Below are 18600 nucleotides of genomic sequence, written 5' to 3'. Positions count from 1 at the left end.
CTCCAACCTTACCTATCGCAAAAGGACCCCATGACTCCCGCCCACACTCGTCTCATTCGATCGTGCCGGCTCGCGCTGGCGCTGGCAACGATGCTGGCGACCGGTGCCTGGGCCCCGTCTGCCATGGCGCAAGCGTCGCCCTCACCGTCCATGACGCGCGGGGCAACCGCAGCGCCGACAGCGGGCTGCATGGTGTCATTCGGCCAAGCCATCGTCGACTACGGCAGCTTCACGGCGGGGCAGCTAAGTCTGGATGGCAATCAGCGCTACCAGCTTGAGCCGCGTGTGGTGCCCCTGACCGTCAACTGCCCTACCGCGCGCCCCATCGCACTGCGCCTGAACGCCGCCCCCGGACATCAGGGCGCCGCCAAGTTCGCGGGCAGCGGTGCTTTGCACGTCACGCTTAGCCACGTCCGCATTGACGGCGACGAAACTCGTGTCATCAACCCCGACGCGCTCCATGGCGCTCAGCCCCGCATCGCCCTGCGGCCCGGCGACATCGTGATGCTGGAGAACGGCCGCGCCGGACGCAGTCTTACCGCCCAGATCGCGTTGAACCCGGAAGTAAGCGATGCCGACATACGCGTCGCGGACCAGACGGAATGGTCGGCAACCTTACAGCTGGAATTGGTGGATCGATAGCAGGGGCCGTTCGCCGTCCATGGCGGTGAGCGTTGGGCTTACAAAAGCCCGCACAGCTTGAACAAGCCGTTGTCCGTGGTGACGCCCAGTTTGCGATAGGCCGTGCCTTTTTGCGCGCTGATGGTTTTGGGGCTGCGCCCAAACTTGATCGCAATGTCGGAAATGGTCATGCCCGCGAGCAAGCAGCGAATCACCTCACGTTCGCGACCCGACAACGATGCGCCATCCAGCAGGCCGCTCGTCGATGCGGACAAGGTTGCGTCGTCCGAAGGCATGGCGCCCGCCAAGGGCTCGGTCTGTTCGGTGCTTGCGCCAGACAGCAGATACGTCATCTGGGGATCGCAGTAGATACCGCCCGCCGCCACCTTGCGCAGCGCCAGCACGATTTCCTCTTCGCGTCCGCCCTTGCCCACAAAGCCGTGCGCACCGGAACGCAAGGCCAACGCAACGGTTGCGGGGTCGTAGAGCGCGGAAAACACCAAGATGCGCGCGTCGGGAAACTTGATGCGCAGCATCTTGATCAGCGAAATGCCGTCGACCTCGGCCGGGCCCAGCGAATAGTCGATCAACAGCACGTCGACGGGCTGGGCCGCAAGCGCCCGAATCATGTCGCGACTGGTCTCGAACTCACCGATGACAAAAATGTCCCGGTTCTGCGAGAGGTAGGCGGACATGCCAGCCCGCACTACCGGATGATCATCCAGGATTGCGATGCGCAACGGATAGAAATGGGAGGCAGACAATATGGAATTCCCCGGTAGAGCCCAGATTTTCCACTGATTCTCGTTGAGCGAAAAACCAACGTGGACAAATAGTAACGCAGCCGTTTACGCAACTGTAATGAAGATTAGGCTCATGCCTATATCCTAAAAGGCATCTGTCTCCTAGAGTGATTCCTTTGTCCCACCAGAAATTGGATAGTCATGAATCACTCGGTACGCCCTCTGCCCGCCCTGCGTTGCCTTCTCGCCGCAAGCTTTTTGATCGCCGCCTCGGCTCAAGCTGCTCCCACCGCGGACCTGACAATCATCGGCCGCATCACCCCGCCTTCGTGCAACCTTGAACTGGCTGGCGGGGGAATACTGAACTTCGGTGAGCACGCGTTCAACTCACTCGCTCACGACGGCACCAAACTGGATTCCAAGACCATCGGCCTGAACATCACCTGCAACGGCAAGACGCGCGTGGGCCTGCACGTTGTAGACAACCGCGCCAGCAGCAAAGTTCTGAAGGCCTCGTTGAACGTCAATGCGTGGGGCTCAACCAACGCCACCATCAACGACCCGTTCATCTTCGGCCTTGGTTCCGTTGCCGGCGCCGACGACACGCAGATTCCTATCGGCGGCTACATGTTCGGTTTCAAGGAAGGCGACGTCCAAGCCGACGACACCAAGGCCACCGTCCTCTACAGCGCGGACAAGCGCACTTGGCTTGCCGAAGCCATACAGCGGCAGTTCATCAGCCCCAATTACACCTATGCGTTCTTCCTGGGTTCGCCGGGCGCCGGCGCCACGCCGGCAGCGGTCGCTTCGGTAACCGGCTCGCTTACCGTCACCCCGACGATCAACCGCGCTGCCGCTCTGCCGACCAGCACTGCCATTGACCTGAATGGCAGCGCCACGATCTCGCTGGTCTACCTGTAAACGCATTGCATAGGGCGCGCTGTGGCGCCCTGTCGCAATCGAACAAACCCTTAAAACAAGCGCGGCGTCCGGCTGTGCGGCCTTCAACGGCCGCACAGCGCCGCTGCCATTGCATAACGCCAGGGCCAGCTCGCTCGCTGTCTTCCGTGGACGGCATTTGTTCACATCAGGAACGTTCATCATGAAAAACCAATTCTTCGTCGGCGTGGCCTTTGCCACGCTGGCTGCCGCATCGCACGCTGCTGGCAATAGTGACCTCAATGTGACGGGCAAACTCATGCCACCGGCATGCAATGCTCATTTCGGCGGCAACGCAACGCTGGACTTTGACGTCATCGCGTTCAACGCCTTGGACAACAATGGCACGAACCTGGGCAGCAAAGACACCGCCCTGCAGATCAACTGCGGCGGGCCCACGCGCGTCAGCGTTGTCGCGCTGGATAACCGGGCAGGCTCGGGCATCACGATCCAGGAGGCCCCCAACCTGAACTGGCCGTACCAAAACCCCGAAAACGGCAGCAAGTATTCCTGGGGCCTGGGCTTTGCGGACGGCCAAAAAATCAAGACCGGCGCCTTGATCGGACTGATCACCCCCGCTACCACCACGGTCGATGGCGTGCTGCTGACCACGGCCGGTGCGCAGAAGGTCCTTGCACGCCCCACGGGCAGCAGTAGCTGGTCGTTGGCGTCGTCGCATTACTCCCTGAACCTCAGCCCTGACCTCGAATACTCGTTCGGCCCGATTGGCGGCCCCGCCGTACCGATCACGAACGCGCAATTGACAATGGGGCTCACGCCCATGATTGCCCAACCGGCGACCTTGCCGTCCGCGAACGAAATTCCGTTGGATGGGTCGATCACGTTCACTTTGCGTTACCTGTGAATACGTTCCAGTGGCATACGCACGATCGTGACCATGTTTGCTGACAGGATGACAACCGCGCCACGTCTTTTCGCCTGCTTGGCCCTGGCCGCTGCAAGCAGCACGCATGCCGCGACCGGCCAAGCGAACCTGGTCATCGCCGGTCAACTCACTCCGCCAGCTTGCAACCTGGGGTTTGGCGGAGGGGGTGCCATCGATTTCGGGACGTTGCCGTTTCAAAGCCTGAACCACAACGGCACGTTGCTGCCCGAAGAACGCCCCCGCTTGGAAATCGTTTGTGGCGGCCCGACGCGCGTCGCGTTCACGGTCCATGAAAACCGTCCGGACAGTGCTATCACGCATCAGGAAGCCAGCGCCGCCGGCATGCCCTGGCCTTATCAAAACCCGGTGAACGGCGCACCCCATGCTTGGGGGCTGGGCCGTATCGATGATGTCAAGATCGGCGCCGTCGTACTGCTGGTGCGCCCCCAGGCCACTGTTGTTGATGGCGTTCCGCCCTTCCTGGGCACGTCCATGGTTCTATCCCGTCCAAGTGGGGCGTCAAGCTGGCCGGTTCAATCGGCCGTGGACACCATCAACTTGAATCCCACGGATGAGTACTCATTCGGCAAAGACGCCTCCGCCATGCCAATCACGACCGCGTCCGTGAGCCTGGCGGTGATACCCGTGCTGAACAGAACCGCGGCTTTGCCGACGTCCAAGGAAATCCCGCTTGATGGTTCGGTGACGTTCACGTTGCGCTACCTGTAGCCGCACAGCCGGCCGCAATACAAAAAGGCCCCCGACTTCATCGAAGTCGAGGGCCTTATGTATTTCACGCGCACCGATCGGATCGGTACAACGTGGAGGGCAATTGCCTTGCCATCAGTATTCTTGGCGGACAGAGGGGGATTCGAACCCCCGATACGCTTTTGACGTATACACGCTTTCCAGGCGTGCGCCTTCAACCGCTCGGCCACCTGTCCTAATCGACACTTTTCGGCAGCCAAAAAGACGCTGCGAAAATTGCGAATCCGCGATTCTAGCAGGTTTCGAAGTAGCGAGGCAAGCCAGGGAGGAAACAGGGACGCACCACACGTTCGCCGTGGTGCGCCCTGCCCCTCAGTGCGCGGCGGGCGGTTCCTGTTCGCGGTATGAACTGACGGTGCCGTCCGGCTCGGTCTCTTCAAGGCGGACCTTGAAGCCCCACAGGCGCGCCAGATGCTTCATCACCTGCTCGGCGTCATCCCCGGCCAAGGGACGGCCACGGCTTTTCAAATGCCGCAGCACCAAGGAACGGTCCGAATCGCGATTGAAGCGAACCACCTGGATATCGGGCACCTGGTTGTCGCGATTGTGCTGCGCGGCCAACAGCCGGCGGATGTCGCGATAGCCTTCGTCGTTGTGGATGGCAGCCACTTCCAGCTTCGGGTTGGCTTGATGATCCGAGATGGCAAAGAAGCGGAACTCCCGGATCAGGCGCGGCGACAGGTACTGCGAAATGAAGGACTCGTCCTTGAAGTTGCGCATGGCGAAGTCCAACGTTTTTTGCCAGTCGCCGCCCGCGATGTCGGGGAACCAGCGGCGGTCCTCGTCGGTGGGGGCTTCGCAGATGCGGCGGATGTCCGTCATCATGGCAAAGCCCAGCGCGTACGGGTTGATGCCGCCATAACCGCGCTCATCAAAGCCGCGCTGGCTGACCACGTTGGTATGGCTTTGCAGAAACTCCATCATGAAGCCGTCGTTGACCAGTCCTTTTTCATGCAAGCGGTTCAGGATGGTGTAGTGCCAGAACGTGGCCCACCCTTCGTTCATGACCTTGGTCTGCGTCTGCGGGTAGAAGTACTGGGCGATCTTGCGCACGATACGCACCAGCTCTTTCTGCCACGGCGCCAGCTTGGGCGAGTACTTCTCAATGAAGTACAGCAAGTTCTCTTCCGGCTCGGGAGGGAACGCGGGCGTTTCCGTGCGCGTGTCCTTGTCCGTTTCCAAGCGAGGCAAGGTGCGCCACAGGTCGTTGTATTGCAGCCGCGCATGTTCCTTGCGCTCGGCTTGGCGCGCGGCCTCTTCCTTCAGCGACATGGGCGCCGGACGCTTGTAGCGATCAACCCCGTGGTGGGACAGCGCGTGGCAGGAATCCAGCAGCGCCTCGACGGCGTCGATGCCGTAGCGGTCTTCACACGACATCACATACTTGCGCGCGAACACCAGATAGTCCAGCACGCCATCGGCGTCGGTCCATTGCCGGAACAGGTAATTGCCCTTGAAGAACGAGTTGTGGCCGTAGCAGGCGTGCGCAATCACCAGGGCCTGCATCGTCATGGAGTTTTCTTCCATGAGGTACGAGATGCAGGGGTTGGAGTTGATGACGATTTCGTAAGCCAGGCCCTGCATGCCGCGCCGATAGTACTGCTCGTTGCGGATGAATTCCTTGCCGTACGACCAGTGCGGATAGCCGATGGGCAAGCCGGCCGACGCATAGGCGTCCAGCATTTGTTCCGAGGTAATCACCTCGATCTGGTTCGGATACGTGTCCAGACCGTACTCGGCCGCGACCTTGGAAATCGCGTCGTCATAGGACTGGATCAGTTCGAACGTCCATTCGGAACCTTGGGAAATCGGCCGAGCCCCGCCGGCCGATTTCGGCTCCACGAGAGCACCCACGATGGCATTCATGCGGTTTCCTTCTTGAACAGGTCATGGAACACGGGAAAGATTTCGCCGCGATCGCAGATGCGCCGCATAACGAAATGCGGCTCCAGCTTCTGTTCATACTCGGCCCACAGGCTGCTCTTGCGAGCCTCTTGCGAGTCGGGAATTTCGATATAGGCGAAATACCGTGTCGACGGCAGCAAGTGTTCCGCCAGGAAGCGCGCGCTTTTACCGGCGTCGGCGCCAAACGAATCGCCGTCACTGGCTTGCGCCGCGTACACGTTCCACGCCGAAGGCGGATAGCGCTTTTCCAGAATCTCGCGCATCAGCTCCAATGCCGACAACACAATGGTGCCGCCGCTCTTGGGGTCGTAGAAGAAGGTCTGCTCATCGACTTCCTCGGCGTTGTCGGTGTGGCGGATGAAAACCAGGTCCACGTGTTCGTACTTGCGCGACAGGAACAGATACAGCAGCGTGAAGAAGCGCTTGGCCAGGTCCTTCTTGCCTTCGTCCATGGAACCGGACACGTCCATCAGGCAGAACATGACCGCGCGCGCCATCGGGATGGCCACGGACACGCGATTGCGGTAGCGCAGGTCAAGGTCATCCAGGAACGGCACACGGGCGAGGCGCTCGCGGCAATCTTCGACGTCCTGCTCCAGCGTGCGGATCGTCGCGGCGGGCGCACCCGCCGCGCGCGCATCGGCCAAGGCCTTTTCCGCGTCTTCGAGATCGGCGCGGGCCTTTACGTTCAGTGAAACCCGACGGGCCAGCGATGACTTGAGCGTACGGCTGATGCTCAACATGCTGGGCGAACCGGTCGTGGTGTAGCCCGCGCGCTGCCACTTCTTTTGGCTGACTTCGCCCAACTGGTTGCGCGCCAGATGCGGCAATTCCAGGTCCTCGAAGAACAGATTCAGAAACTCGGCCCGTGACAGGCTGAAGGTGAATTGGTCGACCGATTCCCCTTCGCCCGGCTCGGACCCGCCCTCGCCTTGGCCTCCCTGCGGCCGGTCGATGGTGTCACCCTTGGCAAACTCACGATTGCCAGGGTGGACCATTTCGCGGTCACCGCCCGATCCGTGCCGGAAAGTCGGCTCGGAAATATCCCGGGCGGGCAGGTTGATCTCTCCGCCTTGATCCATATCCTGAATGGAGCGGTCACGGATCATCCCGTGAACCGCCTTGCGGATCTGGTCCTTGTAGCGCCGCAAAAAACGCTCGCGGTTGACGGCGCTTTTATTGCGCCCGTTAAGACGGCGATCGATCAGTGAATTCATGATTCACCTCGCTCAGGAAGACTTCCTCACTCGGAGGTACCACTCGCACAGCAGCCTGACCTGCTTTTCCGTGTAGCCCTTTTCCACCATGCGATCCACAAAGCTCTGGTGTTTCGTTTTGTCCTCGGCCGAAGCCTTGGCGTTGAACGAAATCACCGGCAGCAGATCTTCCGTATTCGAGAACATCTTCTTCTCGATCACTTCGCGCAGCTTTTCATAGCTGGTCCAGGTCGGGTTGCGGCCATTGTTATTGGCGCGCGCCCGCAGCACGAAGTTCACGATCTCGTTGCGGAAGTCCTTCGGGTTCGCAATACCTGCTGGCTTCTCGATCTTTTCCAGCTCGTCGTTCAACGCGCTGCGATCGAAGCTTTCGCCCGTTTCCGGATCACGGAATTCTTCGTCCTGAATCCAGCAGTCGGCAAACGTGACGTAGCGGTCAAAGATGTTCTGGCCATACTCCGAATACGACTCAAGATAGGCGGTCTGAATTTCCTTGCCGATGAATTCCGCATAACGCGGCGCCAGGAACCCCTTGATGAATTCAAGATAGCGACGGCGAATTTCTTCCGGATAGTCTTCGCGCCCGATACGTTGCTCAAGCACATACATCAGATGCACGGGGTTGGCCGCTACCTCGGTCTGGTCGTAGTTGAAGACGCTGGACAGGATCTTGTACGCGAAACGCGTCGACACCCCATTCATGCCTTCATCGGTGCCCGCGTAGTCCTTGTACTCTTGCAGCGCCTTGGCCTTGGGGTCCACGTCTTTCAGGCTTTCGCCGTCATAGACGCGCAACTTGGAATAGATGCTGGAGTTTTCAGGTTCCTTCAGACGCGTCAGCACCGAGAACTGGGCCATCATATCCAGCGTTCCCGGCGCGCACGGTGCGGCCGACAACGAGCTGTGATGCAACAGCTTTTCGTAGATGCGGACTTCTTCAGACACCTGCAAGCAGTATGGCACCTTGACGATATAGATACGATCAAGGAACGCTTCGTTGTGCTTGTTGTTGCGGAAGGTCTGCCATTCGGATTCGTTCGAGTGGGCCAGGATCGTGCCGTTGAACGGAATCGCGGAAAAGCCTTCGGTGCCCTTGAAGTTGCCTTCCTGCGTGGCCGTCAGCAGCGGGTGCAGCATCTTGATCGGGGCCTTGAACATTTCCACGAATTCAAGCAGCCCCTGGTTCGCCAGGCACAAGCCGCCGGAGTAGCTGTAAGCGTCCGGGTCGTCTTGCGAATGTCGATCCAGCTTGCGGATGTCGACCTTGCCGACCAGCGAGGAAATGTCCTGGTTGTTTTCGTCGCCCGGTTCGGTCTTGGCGATGGCCACTTGACGCAACACCGACGGGTTCAAGCGCACGACACGGAATTGCGAGATGTCGCCGTCGAACTCCTTCAGCCGCTTGACCGCCCACGGCGACATGATGCCCGTCAGGTACCGGCGCGGAATGCCGTATTCCTTTTCAAGCGTGTCGCCAAAGCGTTCCGGATGGAACAAGCCCAGCGGCGATTCATTGACGGGGGAACCCTTCAGGGCATAGATGGGATAGCTTTCCATCAGGGCCTTCAGACGTTCGGCGATGGACGACTTACCGCCACCGACGGGGCCCAGCAGATAAAGGATTTGCTTGCGCTCTTCCAGCCCTTGCGCGGCGTGTTTGAAGAACGCGACGATCTGACCGATCACGTCCTCCATGCCGTAGAACTCCTGAAACGCCGGGTAGCGCCGGATGGTCCGGTTGGAAAACAAACGGGAAAGACGTGGGTCGTTGCGCGTATCCACGACTTCAGGTTCGCCGATCGCCGCCAGCATGCGCTCAGCGGGGCTGGCATACGCCATGGGATCACGTTTGGCGAGGTTCAGATACTCCTCAAGAGAAAGCTCTGACTCCTGCTCTCTTGCATACTGCGACTTGAAGCCTTCGACGATGTTTTGCACGGAAACCTCCTACAACACGCGAAAAATTCACTACGCCTACGTGTCCCCATTGTGCCTAAGTGCCGACGCTTTACCAGTCAATCTCGCGTTTGGCGTTTTCGGCCAGTTGTTATGTTGCTTTCGCCACACATCAACCATGAAGCACGGTCGGACCCTTTCCAGTTAGGCTGCAAGCGCCTGACACAAGTTCCGTCAGGGAATGCAACTTACGTGAATAAGTTAACTCGCTCATCTTCAGCATATTGCTATGGCAGCCATGCGTGGTGCGACCGCACATGAAATGGACGGCAATGATTTGAAGGGATGAGCGATATCCCGGTGGATTCTTATGATTCGAGCAGTAGCTCGATGCGTCCGCCATGCGATGGCGGCGAACGTTCTGAAGAGCGCGTTGCGCTTCATTCAGCAGCGTGCCGGTCGGTTATGAAACAGCGCCGATACTGCGGCACGGGAATCCGTGGTGACGTGGGCGCATAGCACTTTGCGGTGATGGCCGCAGGCAAGAAGCGCCAAGTCATGTGTCTATGCTAAAGCCAATTGACGGTTTTGTGGCAATTCATTTGGCGTAATGATCAAAATCGTAATGCGGGTTTTCAGCAAGCAAAGGAGCGAGCAAACAGTCGCAAACTTTGCCGCAATTGCCGTGCCGGACACGACGCAAAGCATCGTCAATGCGTCGTGAAAAACGCGATTGGCAGCCGCCTGTGACGAGTGCTAGCACCTTGCCTTGAACGTGCGACGATGTTCAAACCAAGACCGCATCAAACCGACGTCGGCAACGCCACGCGCTGCATCAGCTCGCGCCAAGTGGCTTGCACGCGAGCACGCAAACGCAGGTCCGCGCCCACCATGACGCTGTCGATAAATTCGTAGCGGTGCGCGGCATCCAAGTGCTCAAGCATGGGCAAACGGACCATGCCCGCCGCGTCGCCAAGCAGGACAGGCGCCAGATACAACAGCAATTCGTCGACGCAGCCCGCGCCAACCAACGCGCCGCTCAGGCCTGCACCAGCCTCGACGTGCACTTCGTTGAACTCTGCTTGCGCGAACCAGCGCATCATGCCGCCAAGGTCCACGCGACCCGGCACGGCCCCCGGCATGTGGATGACGCGCGCGTTCTTGTCGGCCAGCCGTGAGGCCTTGGCGGCATCTTCGCGCGCGGTGAACAGAATCACTGGCCCCCCATCGAACAGGCGGGCATCTTCGGGAATGGCAAATTGGCCATCAACGACGGCTTTGCGCGGCTGGCGCGGTGTGTCGACGTCGCGCACGTTCAGCAGCGGATTGTCTTTCAACACGGTGCCCATCCCGGTCAGCACGACGCAACTGCGCGCGCGCCACCGGTGGCCATCCGCACGGGCTTGCGGGCCGGTAATCCATTGCGACATTCCGTTATGCAGCGCGCTGCGCCCATCCAGCGACGCCGCCATCTTCATCCACACCCAGGGCAAGCCGCGGCTCATGCGCGAAATAAAGCCGGCATTCAGCGCAAGCGCTTCTTGAACGCACACGCCGGTCGTCACGTGGATGCCGGCGGCGCGCAAGCGCGCCAGCCCCTGTCCGTTGACCAGCGGGTTGGGGTCGCCGATGGCGACGACCACGCGCGCCGGCCGGGCCGCCAGCACGGCGTCAACACAAGGCGGTGTGCGCCCGAAATGGCTGCAGGGCTCAAGCGTGACGTAGATCGTGGCGCCTGTTACGTCGTGGCCACGCGCCTTGGCGTCACGCAACGCGCCGATTTCGGCATGAGGGCCGCCAGGAGGCTGCGTGGCGCCCTCTCCCAGCACTTGCCCATCGCGCACGATGACGCAGCCTACGCGCGGGTTCGGCGCGGTGGTGTAAAGCACGCTTTCGGCCAGCGCCAGGGCGCGGCGCATCCAGGAAATATCGTCGGATTCGCTTGGGTGTGTCATGGCGGAATTGTATGTCCGGCGACGCGCATGCGGTCGTTCCGGCAGGCCGCGGATAGGGGTAAGCTGCTGCCAGGGACCTCGCAACAGGAATGTCCGTTTTGGGCCGATAACTGGCCCGGGAATGGCTCGCCTGGCGCCGCAAGGCGTCGCAGAATACCGCTACCCCCTCAAAAACCCTAGGCCTGGAGGCCGGACCATGAAACAAGCACTGATCGTCATCGACGTCCAAGAGTCTTTTCGGCAACGTCCGTTTTGGGACGAAACCGAGTACCCCGCGTTCGTGACGCAGCTCCAGGGCCTGATCGATTCGGCGCGCGCCAAAGACATTCCGGTGCTGCAGGTGTTTCACAAAAGCCCGTCGGACGACGCGTCCAACCCCTTCTCGCTGGCTTCGGGACACGTCAAAACGCTTGCCGAGCTCCGCATTTCGCCCACGGCCGTTTTCCACAAAACCGTGCATTCGTCGCTGTTTGCGGTCGATGCCAACGGCGCAACGCTGCACGATTGGTTGCGTGAAAACGGGGTGGAAGGCGTCATCGTCAGCGGCATCCGCACCGAACAATGCTGCGAAACCACCTCGCGCCACGCCAGCGATGCGGGTTTCAAAGTGGTGTTTCCGACGGACGCCACGCTGACCTTCGCGATGCAAAGCCCTTCGGGCAAGCATTACAGCCCGGCCGAGATTCGCGACCATACCGAACTGGTACTGAACGGCCGCTTCGCGCGCATTGCGCGGGCAGCGGACGCGCTGGCGGGCTGAAACGAGGCCGGGCACCCATGATTCCGGTGTATTTCGTTCTACCGCGCGGCATTGTTCTCTTGGACCTGGCGGGGCCGGCGGAAGCGTTCCGCGTGGCCAACAAGCTGTGCCCGGGTACGTTCGAACAGCACTTTTGCGGACCCTCACCGGAAGTGGAAAGTGGGATTACGGGCTTGCATCTGGCCCGCATCCGGCCACTGCCGGCGACGCTGCCAGCCAATGCGCTGGTCATTATTTCGGGCGTGGTCGGCCAACACACCCGCCTGGAGGACCCCGACGCGCACGCCATCATCAAGTGGCTGGCCGTCCGCCATCCCGCCGACGGCTTCACGCTGATGACGGTGTGCGCGGGCGCGCTGTTTGCGGCCTCGGCGGGGCTGACCCGCCAGCGCGACTGCACCACCCACCACTCGTGCCTGGCGCAACTGAGCAGTATTGATCCCAGCGCCCGCGTGCATGACAACCGCATCTTCATCGAAGACGGCAACCTGGTCAGTAGCGCGGGCATCACCGCCGGCATCGACCTGGCGCTGCATATGGTCGCGCGTCACTGCGGGCCGCGCGTGGCCAGCGAGGTCGCGCGCGAGATGGTCGTCTACCAGCGCCGCGCGGGCACCGATACCGCGCTGTCGCCATGGCTGGAACACCGCAGCCACATGCACCCCACCGTGCACCGCGTGCAGGACGCGGTGATTCGCGATCCCGCCGCGCCATGGTCCGCGCAATCGTTGGCGGACCAGGCGCACACCAGCCCTCGGCACCTTACCCGGCTGTTCCGTGAGCACGCCGGCTGCACGCCGATGGACTACCTGTACCAGATCCGGGTGGCGCTGGCGCGCGACTTGCTGCGTGAAACCCGGCTGGACCTGGAGCGCGTGGCCGAAAAATCCGGGTTCGGATCTGCCCAGCACATGCGCCGCGTTTGGCGCAAATTTCAGCCCCAATCCCCCAGCCTGGCGCGTTCGGCGCCCATGCAATAGCGGCGCCGAAGCGCCGCTATTTCACCGCCATATCGCCACCGCCCGACAACGCCGGCCTCTGCCAGCGTCGACTTATTCCTTGCGCAACTTGCCGGGCAGCAGCGGCCCCTGCATTTCACGGATGGCCTCGACGAATTCGCCGATGTCCTCGAAGCTTTTGTAGACCGAGGCAAAGCGAACGTACGCCACCTTATCCAGCTTGCGCAGCTCGTTCATGACCAGCTCGCCGATATGTTCCGACGGCACTTCGCGTAGCCCGCTGGCCAGCAATTGCTCTTCGATGCGTGCGACCGCGGCGTCCACGTCTTCAGTACTGACGGGTCGCTTGCGCAGGGCCAGGCTCAGGCTGGCGCGCAGCTTGACGGGATCGTAGTCGCTGCGGCTGCCATTGCGCTTCACGATGGAAGGCATGGCAAGTTCCACCCGTTCGTAGGTGGTGAATCGCTTGTCACAGGACAGGCAACGGCGGCGGCGACGGATGGCGTCGCCCTCTTCCGACACCCGGCTGTCGACGACCTGCGTTTCGGCATTGCCGCAAAATGGACACCGCATGTGTGTTCCCTATAGGCACGAATGGCAAAATTTGAGCATATTGTAACGACGCGCCCATGGGAAGCGCCGACAGGGATTAATTTGTCCCTAATATTTTCGCTGAATGCCGCGAGGATACCGCAGTGCCGCGCAAAGCAAAGGGACGGCGCCTTGCGGGGCCGTCCCTTTATCCGTCGCCCGCGCGGCAAACCACGCAGGCTGATTGCTTACCGCGTATGGCTTAACGCTTGCCGTACACGGGCAGGCGCGAGGTCAACTCGTTGACGCGGGCACGCACGGCCGCGATGTTGGCTTCGTCGCGCGGGTTGTCCAGCACGTCGGCGATCAGGTTGGCGGTGAGTTCGGCGTCGGCTTCAGTGAAACCGCGCGTGGTCATGGCCGGGGTGCCCAGGCGGATGCCGCTGGTCACGAAGGGCTTTTCCGGGTCGTTCGGAATGGCGTTCTTGTTGACCGTGATGTGGGCCTGGCCCAGCACGGCTTCCGCTTCCTTGCCGGTGATGCCCTTGGAGCGCAGGTCGACCAACATGACGTGGCTTTCCGTACGGCCGGACACGATGCGCAATCCGCGCTTGACCAGCGTGTCGGCCAGCACCTTGGCGTTCTTGACCACTTGTTGCGCGTAGTCCTTGAAGCCGGGTTCCAGCGCTTCCTTGAAGGCCACGGCCTTGCCGGCGATGACGTGCATCAGCGGGCCGCCTTGAATGCCGGGGAAGATGGCCGAATTGATGATCTTCTCGTGCTCGGCCTTCATCATGATGACGCCGCCGCGCGGGCCGCGCAGCGACTTGTGCGTGGTCGACGTGACGAAGTCGGCATGGGGAACCGGATTGGGATAGGCGCCGCCGGCGACCAGACCCGCGTAGTGGGCGATGTCGACCATGAACAGCGCGCCGTTTTCGCGGGCGATGCGGGCCATGCGTTCGAAGTCGATGTGCAGGGCGTATGCCGACGCGCCGGCCACGATCAGCTTGGGCTTGTGTTCCTTGGCCAGCTGCTCGACTTGCGCGTAGTTCAGGACTTCGTTTTCGTCCAGGCCGTACGAGATGAAGTTGTACAGCTTGCCGGAAGCGTTGACCGACGCGCCGTGCGTCAGGTGGCCGCCTTCGGCCAGGCTCATGCCCAGCACGGTGTCGCCCGGCTTGAGCACGGCCATGTACACGCCCTGGTTCGCTTGCGAGCCCGAGTTCGGTTGTACGTTGGCGGCTTCAGCGCCAAAAATCTGCTTCAGGCGGTCGATAGCCAGTTGCTCGACCACGTCCACGTATTCGCAACCGCCGTAGTAACGCTTGCCCGGGTAGCCTTCGGCGTACTTGTTCGTGAGCTGCGTGCCTTGGGCTTCCATGACGGCCGGGCTGGCGTAGTTCTCCGAAGCGATCAGCTCGATGTGCTGCTCTTGGCGAACGTCTTCCTTCTGGATGGCGGCCCAAACGTCCGGGTCAGCCTTGGACAAGGTAAGGTTGCGGTCAAACATGACGGGGGATTCCTGAGGCGGTAAGAGAGGAGAAAGCTGTGTCGGGTGGGTAAACCCGAAGAATTTGCGTAGTTTACCGCGTCAACCAGAATCAATTGCCGCCAAAATGCGCCGAAGGCAGGCAATTTTCGGCCGACGGGCGCGAAAACCACGGCACAAGCTGGCGACGGGAAATCGCGCTCATACCGACTTGAAGAAGATTCATGCAAGGCGCCGCATAAAAAAGGGCCGCACTCAATGGCGGCCCTTTTGGTCTTTGCACGGGCGTCAGGTCGCTGACGTTGCGCCGATCTGTTTCGGCGCCAGCCGCGGGTTCAGCGTGTAGGTGCCCGTGACCGAAGCCTGCGCCAGCACGTGCTTTTGCATGGCGCGCAGCGCGTCTTCGCCGGTGAATGAACCGTTCAGGTTCAGGCTCTGGACGTCCAGCGCATACAGCGTGAACACGTAGCGGTGGACGATGGAATCGTTCCAGGGCGGGCACGGGCCGTCGTAGCCGAAGTAGTCGCCGCTCATGTCGTGGTCGTTGGCGAACCACGAGGAATACGAGTTGATGCCCTGGCGGGCGTCCATCGGCGCCAGCGGGCCGCCTTTGCCGCGCGGCGTGATGCCATTGGAGAACGCGCCTTCGTCGATCTCCCGAAGATCCGGCGGCAGATCCACCAGCACCCAATGGAAGAAATCGACGCGGGGCAGGTCGGCCGGCACTTCGCGACCTTCCTGATTGACGTCATCAGGTCGAGACGGCACGTCCGGATCATGGCAGATCAACGCAAACGACTGCGTTCCCTCAGGGACGTCATCCCAGGAGAACTGCGGGTTGTGGTTGTCAGCCAGCGCGACGTGCGATTGCGCATCGACTTTGCCGAACGCATAGCGCTCGGGAATCGACTCGTGATCGGAAAAAGACAAACTCGAAAGTTTCATGTCGTGCTCCTTGAAATGCCGCAAAGGCGTACCAGCCTTTGTCCGTACCCTCAGCGTATCAAAACTTCGCAATCATGGGTTCAAGTTAACACGCGCGAACTTGCGCTTGCCCACTTGCACCACGTAGGTGCCCGCCGGCAATTGCAACGATTTCTCTTCCACCCGATCGCCATTGACGCGCACCCCGCCCTGCTCGACATTGCGCTGCGCCTCGGAACCGGACGCGACCAGGCCGGCCTCGCGCAGCAGCTTCAGGATGCCGACGGGCGCGCCGCCGATATTCACTTCGGGCATGTCTTCGGGGATGGCGCCGTCACGGAAGCGCGCCTCGAACGAGGCCAGCGCGTCGTCCGCCGCCTTGGCCGAATGAAAGCGCGTGATGATTTCCTGAGCCAGCATGACTTTGGCATCACGCGGGTTGCGCCCGCCATCCGTCTCTTGCTTGAGGGCGGCGATGTCTTCCAGCGAGCGGAACGACAGCAGTTCGAAGTAGCGCCACATCAGCGTGTCCGAAATGGACATCAGCTTGCCGAACATCGAATCGGGCGACTCTGAAATGCCGATGTAGTTGCCCTTGGACTTGGACATTTTCTCGACGCCGTCGGTACCGACCAGCAGCGGCATCGTCAAAATGCACTGGGGCTCCTGGCCATATTCCTTTTGCAGCTCGCGCCCGACCAGCAAGTTGAATTTCTGATCGGTGCCCCCCAGCTCCAGATCGGACTTCAGCGCCACGGAGTCATAGCCCTGCATCAGCGGATACAGGAATTCGTGCACCGAAATCGGGATGCCACCCTTGAAGCGCTTGGTGAAATCCTCGCGTTCCATCATGCGGGCAACCGTATAACGGGACGCCAGCTGGATCATGCCCCGAGCACCCAGCGGATCGCACCATTCGGAGTTGTAGCGGATCTCGGTACGCGCCGGGTCCAGCACCAGGCTGGCCTGCGCGTAATACGTCTTGGCGTTGGACTCGATCTGCTCGCGCGTGAGCGGCGGGCGGGTGCTGTTGCGGCCGCTGGGGTCGCCGATGGTCGAGGTGAAATCGCCGATCAGGAAGATGACGTTGTGGCCAAGGTCCTGCAACTGGCGCATCTTGTTCAGCACCACCGTGTGGCCCAGATGGATGTCTGGCGCGGTGGGGTCCAGCCCCAATTTGATGCGCAGCGGCACACCAGTGGCGCGGCTCTTTGCCAGCTTGCGCGCGAATTCGGATTCAACCAGCAGTTCGTCGCAACCGCGCTTGGCTATACGCAGATCAGCTTCGACTTCAGGAGTGATAGGGGCTTCAGAGGGAGACATGGCAGGGGGACCAAAGCGGCTTCAGCCGACAAAAAGGTGTAAAAAGTGACGAAAACTATCGAAAATTCTAGCCGAATCAGCTAGGATACCGCCCAATCATACGCAACTGCCATATATACGCAGTTGTGGTTCGGTCTACCACCCGTTGTTCACAAGATGCGCCCCGCGCCAGCCCTTGCCCCGGATATCGTGGCGCGCGGGGGCCGTTCGTGTCACGCACCCTGCGAGCTCATGCCACCTGAGAGGGTATCTTCACGATGAATCGTGGCCTCCACGAACTGGCGAGTAGCATCAAGCGCAAAGTTGCTGCCCTGTTTGCGCCCGTTGAGCCCAAGCCGCATCGCTCGGGACTTTTCCGTCGCACTGTTCTCGTCACCGCTATTGGTCTGTTTGCCGGCGCCGCCGCCCTGGGCATGGTGCAGCAACCCGACCGCTCCGAACTCCCCCCGTCCCGCATCATCCAGAGCGTTCTGCCGCTGACAGCCGAGCAGGTCGAAGTCAGCACGCCCAGCGCCGCGCCGTACATCAGCGAAACCCGCATTCGCTCCGGCGACACGCTGGCCGCGGTGTTGCAGCGCCTGGAGCTGGACGCGCCCAGCCTGCAAACGTTCCTGACGCATGACCCCAGCGCCCGCAGCATCTACAAGCTGTACCCGGGCCGCTCGGTGCAAGCCGCCACGGACGAACAGGGCAACCTGATCTGGCTGCGTTACATCCATACGCCGGGCAACGAGACCGACGGCCAGGTCGTCACGCGCATGCTGCACGTCGCCCCTGCCGGCGACACCTACAAGGCCGAGGAAGTCACCGAAAGCACCGAGCGCCAGACGCGCGTTGCCGTGGGCACGATCAAGTCGTCGCTCTTTGGCGCGACCGACTCCGCCGGCATTCCGGACTCGGTCACCATGCAGATGGCCGACATCCTCAGCGCCAAGATCGACTTCCTGCGAGACCTGCGCCAAGGCGACCAGTTCCGTGTGGTCTACGAAGTCCGCTCGCACGACGGCCGCTATGCCGGCGCGGGCCGCGTGCTGGCTCTGGAATTCATCAACGGCGGCAAGACCTACAACGCTGTCTGGTTCAGCCCTGACGAAAAATCCGGTTCGTACTACGACTTCGACGGCACCAGCCTGCGTGGCGCGTTCCTGCGCACCGCGTTGAAGTTCAGCCGTATCAGCTCGACCTTCGGCATGCGCATGCATCCCATCCACAAAACGTGGACGGGTCACAAGGGCGTGGACTACGCGGCGCCTTCGGGCACGCCGATCCACTCCACGGCGGATGGCACGGTCGAGTTCTCGGGCTGGCAGAACGGTTACGGCAACGTCGTCATCGTGAAGCACCACGGCAAGTATTCGACGCTGTACGCGCACCAGAGCCGCATCGCCGAAGGCATTACCAAGGGCGCCAAGATCTCGCAGGGGCAACTGCTGGGCTATGTCGGTTCTACCGGCTGGGCCACCGGCCCGCACCTGCACTACGAGTTCCGCGTGGACAACCAGCCAATCGACCCGCTGGCGGTAGACCTGCCCGTTGCTCGTGCCCTGGAACCGGCGGAAGTCCGTGCATTCAACAATGCCGTGGCGCCCTACAAGCAGCAGATCCAGCTGCTGACGCAATTCCAGCAGACGCTGCCCGACGCGTTGACCAACGTGGCCAGCCGCTAGGCGGCCAGATCCGC

The 18600-nt window shown here is 61.3% G+C and carries 16 protein-coding genes and 1 tRNA gene; 7 read left to right on the top strand and 10 right to left on the bottom strand.

Annotated elements, in window-relative coordinates; genetic code table 11:
- Nucleotides 1–30 precede the first annotated feature (30 nt).
- Nucleotides 31–642 (top strand): hypothetical protein, encoded by a 612-nt coding sequence (locus tag YH64_RS19010; protein WP_143215440.1) that lies wholly within the window; start codon nucleotides 31–33, stop codon nucleotides 640–642.
- A 38-nt stretch (nucleotides 643–680) separates the two neighbouring features.
- Here the strand turns inward: YH64_RS19010 and YH64_RS19005 are convergent, their stop codons facing one another.
- The gene (locus YH64_RS19005; RefSeq protein ID WP_046806167.1) at nucleotides 681–1361 is read right to left on the bottom strand and encodes a response regulator transcription factor; all 681 of its coding nucleotides are present in this window, start codon (nucleotides 1359–1361) and stop codon (nucleotides 681–683) included.
- A gap of 204 nt (nucleotides 1362–1565) precedes the next feature.
- Between YH64_RS19005 and YH64_RS19000 the strand changes: the two genes are divergently transcribed.
- The 3 genes from YH64_RS19000 (at nucleotide 1566) to YH64_RS18990 (ending at nucleotide 3918) form a co-directional block, all read left to right on the top strand.
- Nucleotides 1566–2285 carry a DUF1120 domain-containing protein gene (locus YH64_RS19000; RefSeq protein WP_052946066.1) on the top strand — a complete coding sequence of 240 codons (720 nt, stop codon included), beginning with the start codon at nucleotides 1566–1568 and terminating at the stop codon, nucleotides 2283–2285.
- Nucleotides 2286–2466: 181 nt separating this feature from the next.
- Nucleotides 2467–3168: a DUF1120 domain-containing protein gene (locus tag YH64_RS18995; RefSeq protein WP_046806120.1), complete on the top strand. Its 702-nt coding sequence runs from the start codon at nucleotides 2467–2469 to the stop codon at nucleotides 3166–3168.
- A 78-nt stretch (nucleotides 3169–3246) separates the two neighbouring features.
- Entirely contained in the window at nucleotides 3247–3918 is a 672-nt protein-coding gene (locus YH64_RS18990) for a DUF1120 domain-containing protein (RefSeq protein ID WP_185975397.1), read from the top strand.
- Nucleotides 3919–4042: 124 nt separating this feature from the next.
- On the opposite strand, the gene YH64_RS18985 is transcribed toward YH64_RS18990, so the two are convergent.
- The 5 genes from YH64_RS18985 to ribD form a co-directional block, all read right to left on the bottom strand.
- Nucleotides 4043–4133: transfer RNA gene (locus tag YH64_RS18985), tRNA-Ser, on the bottom strand.
- Nucleotides 4134–4269: 136 nt separating this feature from the next.
- Complete coding sequence (locus tag YH64_RS18980) at nucleotides 4270–5823, bottom strand: SpoVR family protein (RefSeq protein WP_046806119.1); 1554 nt, start codon at nucleotides 5821–5823, stop codon at nucleotides 4270–4272.
- Nucleotides 5820–7079 (bottom strand): YeaH/YhbH family protein, encoded by a 1260-nt coding sequence (locus tag YH64_RS18975; protein WP_046806118.1) that lies wholly within the window; start codon nucleotides 7077–7079, stop codon nucleotides 5820–5822. Before YH64_RS18975 ends, YH64_RS18980 begins: the two co-directional genes overlap by 4 nt.
- A 12-nt stretch (nucleotides 7080–7091) precedes the next feature.
- A complete protein-coding gene (locus YH64_RS18970) occupies nucleotides 7092–9008 on the bottom strand; it encodes a PrkA family serine protein kinase (protein ID WP_370512763.1) in 1917 nt (638 codons plus the stop codon).
- Nucleotides 9009–9778: 770 nt separating this feature from the next.
- Nucleotides 9779–10894 carry a bifunctional diaminohydroxyphosphoribosylaminopyrimidine deaminase/5-amino-6-(5-phosphoribosylamino)uracil reductase RibD gene (gene ribD, locus YH64_RS18965; protein ID WP_185975398.1) on the bottom strand — a complete coding sequence of 372 codons (1116 nt, stop codon included), beginning with the start codon at nucleotides 10892–10894 and terminating at the stop codon, nucleotides 9779–9781.
- Between the two features lie 232 nt (nucleotides 10895–11126).
- Between ribD and YH64_RS18960 the strand changes: the two genes are divergently transcribed.
- Nucleotides 11127–11690: a cysteine hydrolase family protein gene (locus tag YH64_RS18960; protein ID WP_046806115.1), complete on the top strand. Its 564-nt coding sequence runs from the start codon at nucleotides 11127–11129 to the stop codon at nucleotides 11688–11690.
- Between the two features lie 17 nt (nucleotides 11691–11707).
- A complete protein-coding gene (locus YH64_RS18955) occupies nucleotides 11708–12670 on the top strand; it encodes a GlxA family transcriptional regulator (RefSeq protein WP_046806114.1) in 963 nt (320 codons plus the stop codon).
- Between the two features lie 72 nt (nucleotides 12671–12742).
- Here the strand turns inward: YH64_RS18955 and nrdR are convergent, their stop codons facing one another.
- The 4 genes from nrdR to tyrS form a co-directional block, all read right to left on the bottom strand.
- On the bottom strand, nucleotides 12743–13222 hold the full coding sequence (gene nrdR / locus YH64_RS18950; RefSeq protein WP_046806113.1) for a transcriptional regulator NrdR: 480 nt from the start codon (nucleotides 13220–13222) through the stop codon (nucleotides 12743–12745).
- Between the two features lie 220 nt (nucleotides 13223–13442).
- Nucleotides 13443–14693, bottom strand: coding sequence for a serine hydroxymethyltransferase (glyA, locus tag YH64_RS18945; protein ID WP_046806112.1), 1251 nt, complete (start codon nucleotides 14691–14693; stop codon nucleotides 13443–13445).
- Nucleotides 14694–14960: 267 nt separating this feature from the next.
- Nucleotides 14961–15617: a YbhB/YbcL family Raf kinase inhibitor-like protein gene (locus YH64_RS18940; protein ID WP_046806111.1), complete on the bottom strand. Its 657-nt coding sequence runs from the start codon at nucleotides 15615–15617 to the stop codon at nucleotides 14961–14963.
- A gap of 72 nt (nucleotides 15618–15689) precedes the next feature.
- On the bottom strand, nucleotides 15690–16919 hold the full coding sequence (gene tyrS, locus YH64_RS18935) for a tyrosine--tRNA ligase (protein ID WP_046806110.1): 1230 nt from the start codon (nucleotides 16917–16919) through the stop codon (nucleotides 15690–15692).
- 257 nt (nucleotides 16920–17176) lie between these two features.
- Between tyrS and YH64_RS18930 the strand changes: the two genes are divergently transcribed.
- Nucleotides 17177–18586: a peptidoglycan DD-metalloendopeptidase family protein gene (locus YH64_RS18930; protein WP_046806109.1), complete on the top strand. Its 1410-nt coding sequence runs from the start codon at nucleotides 17177–17179 to the stop codon at nucleotides 18584–18586.
- Nucleotides 18587–18600 lie beyond the last annotated feature (14 nt).

The organism is Achromobacter sp. LC458 (assembly GCF_001005835.2).
Lineage (GTDB): Bacteria > Pseudomonadota > Gammaproteobacteria > Burkholderiales > Burkholderiaceae_B > Achromobacter > Achromobacter spanius_B.
Note: the sequence above shows the minus strand (reverse complement) of the source record. Positions and strands in the feature narration are given on the sequence as shown.

Bases quoted from the DNA above. Each gene is read 5' to 3' on its own strand.
- YH64_RS19010 (WP_143215440.1), top strand. From the start codon at position 31: ATGACTCCCGCCCACACTCGTCTCATTCGATCGTGCCGGCTCGCGCTG.
- YH64_RS19000 (WP_052946066.1), top strand. From the start codon at position 1,566: ATGAATCACTCGGTACGCCCTCTGCCCGCCCTGCGTTGCCTTCTCGCC.
- YH64_RS18995 (WP_046806120.1), top strand. From the start codon at position 2,467: ATGAAAAACCAATTCTTCGTCGGCGTGGCCTTTGCCACGCTGGCTGCC.
- YH64_RS18980 (WP_046806119.1), bottom strand. From the start codon at position 5,823: ATGAATGCCATCGTGGGTGCTCTCGTGGAGCCGAAATCGGCCGGCGGG.
- YH64_RS18975 (WP_046806118.1), bottom strand. From the start codon at position 7,079: ATGAATTCACTGATCGATCGCCGTCTTAACGGGCGCAATAAAAGCGCC.
- ribD (WP_185975398.1), bottom strand. From the start codon at position 10,894: ATGCGCCGCGCCCTGGCGCTGGCCGAAAGCGTGCTTTACACCACCGCG.
- YH64_RS18960 (WP_046806115.1), top strand. From the start codon at position 11,127: ATGAAACAAGCACTGATCGTCATCGACGTCCAAGAGTCTTTTCGGCAA.
- YH64_RS18955 (WP_046806114.1), top strand. From the start codon at position 11,708: ATGATTCCGGTGTATTTCGTTCTACCGCGCGGCATTGTTCTCTTGGAC.
- nrdR (WP_046806113.1), bottom strand. From the start codon at position 13,222: ATGCGGTGTCCATTTTGCGGCAATGCCGAAACGCAGGTCGTCGACAGC.
- glyA (WP_046806112.1), bottom strand. From the start codon at position 14,693: ATGTTTGACCGCAACCTTACCTTGTCCAAGGCTGACCCGGACGTTTGG.
- YH64_RS18940 (WP_046806111.1), bottom strand. From the start codon at position 15,617: ATGAAACTTTCGAGTTTGTCTTTTTCCGATCACGAGTCGATTCCCGAG.
- tyrS (WP_046806110.1), bottom strand. From the start codon at position 16,919: ATGTCTCCCTCTGAAGCCCCTATCACTCCTGAAGTCGAAGCTGATCTG.
- YH64_RS18930 (WP_046806109.1), top strand. From the start codon at position 17,177: ATGAATCGTGGCCTCCACGAACTGGCGAGTAGCATCAAGCGCAAAGTT.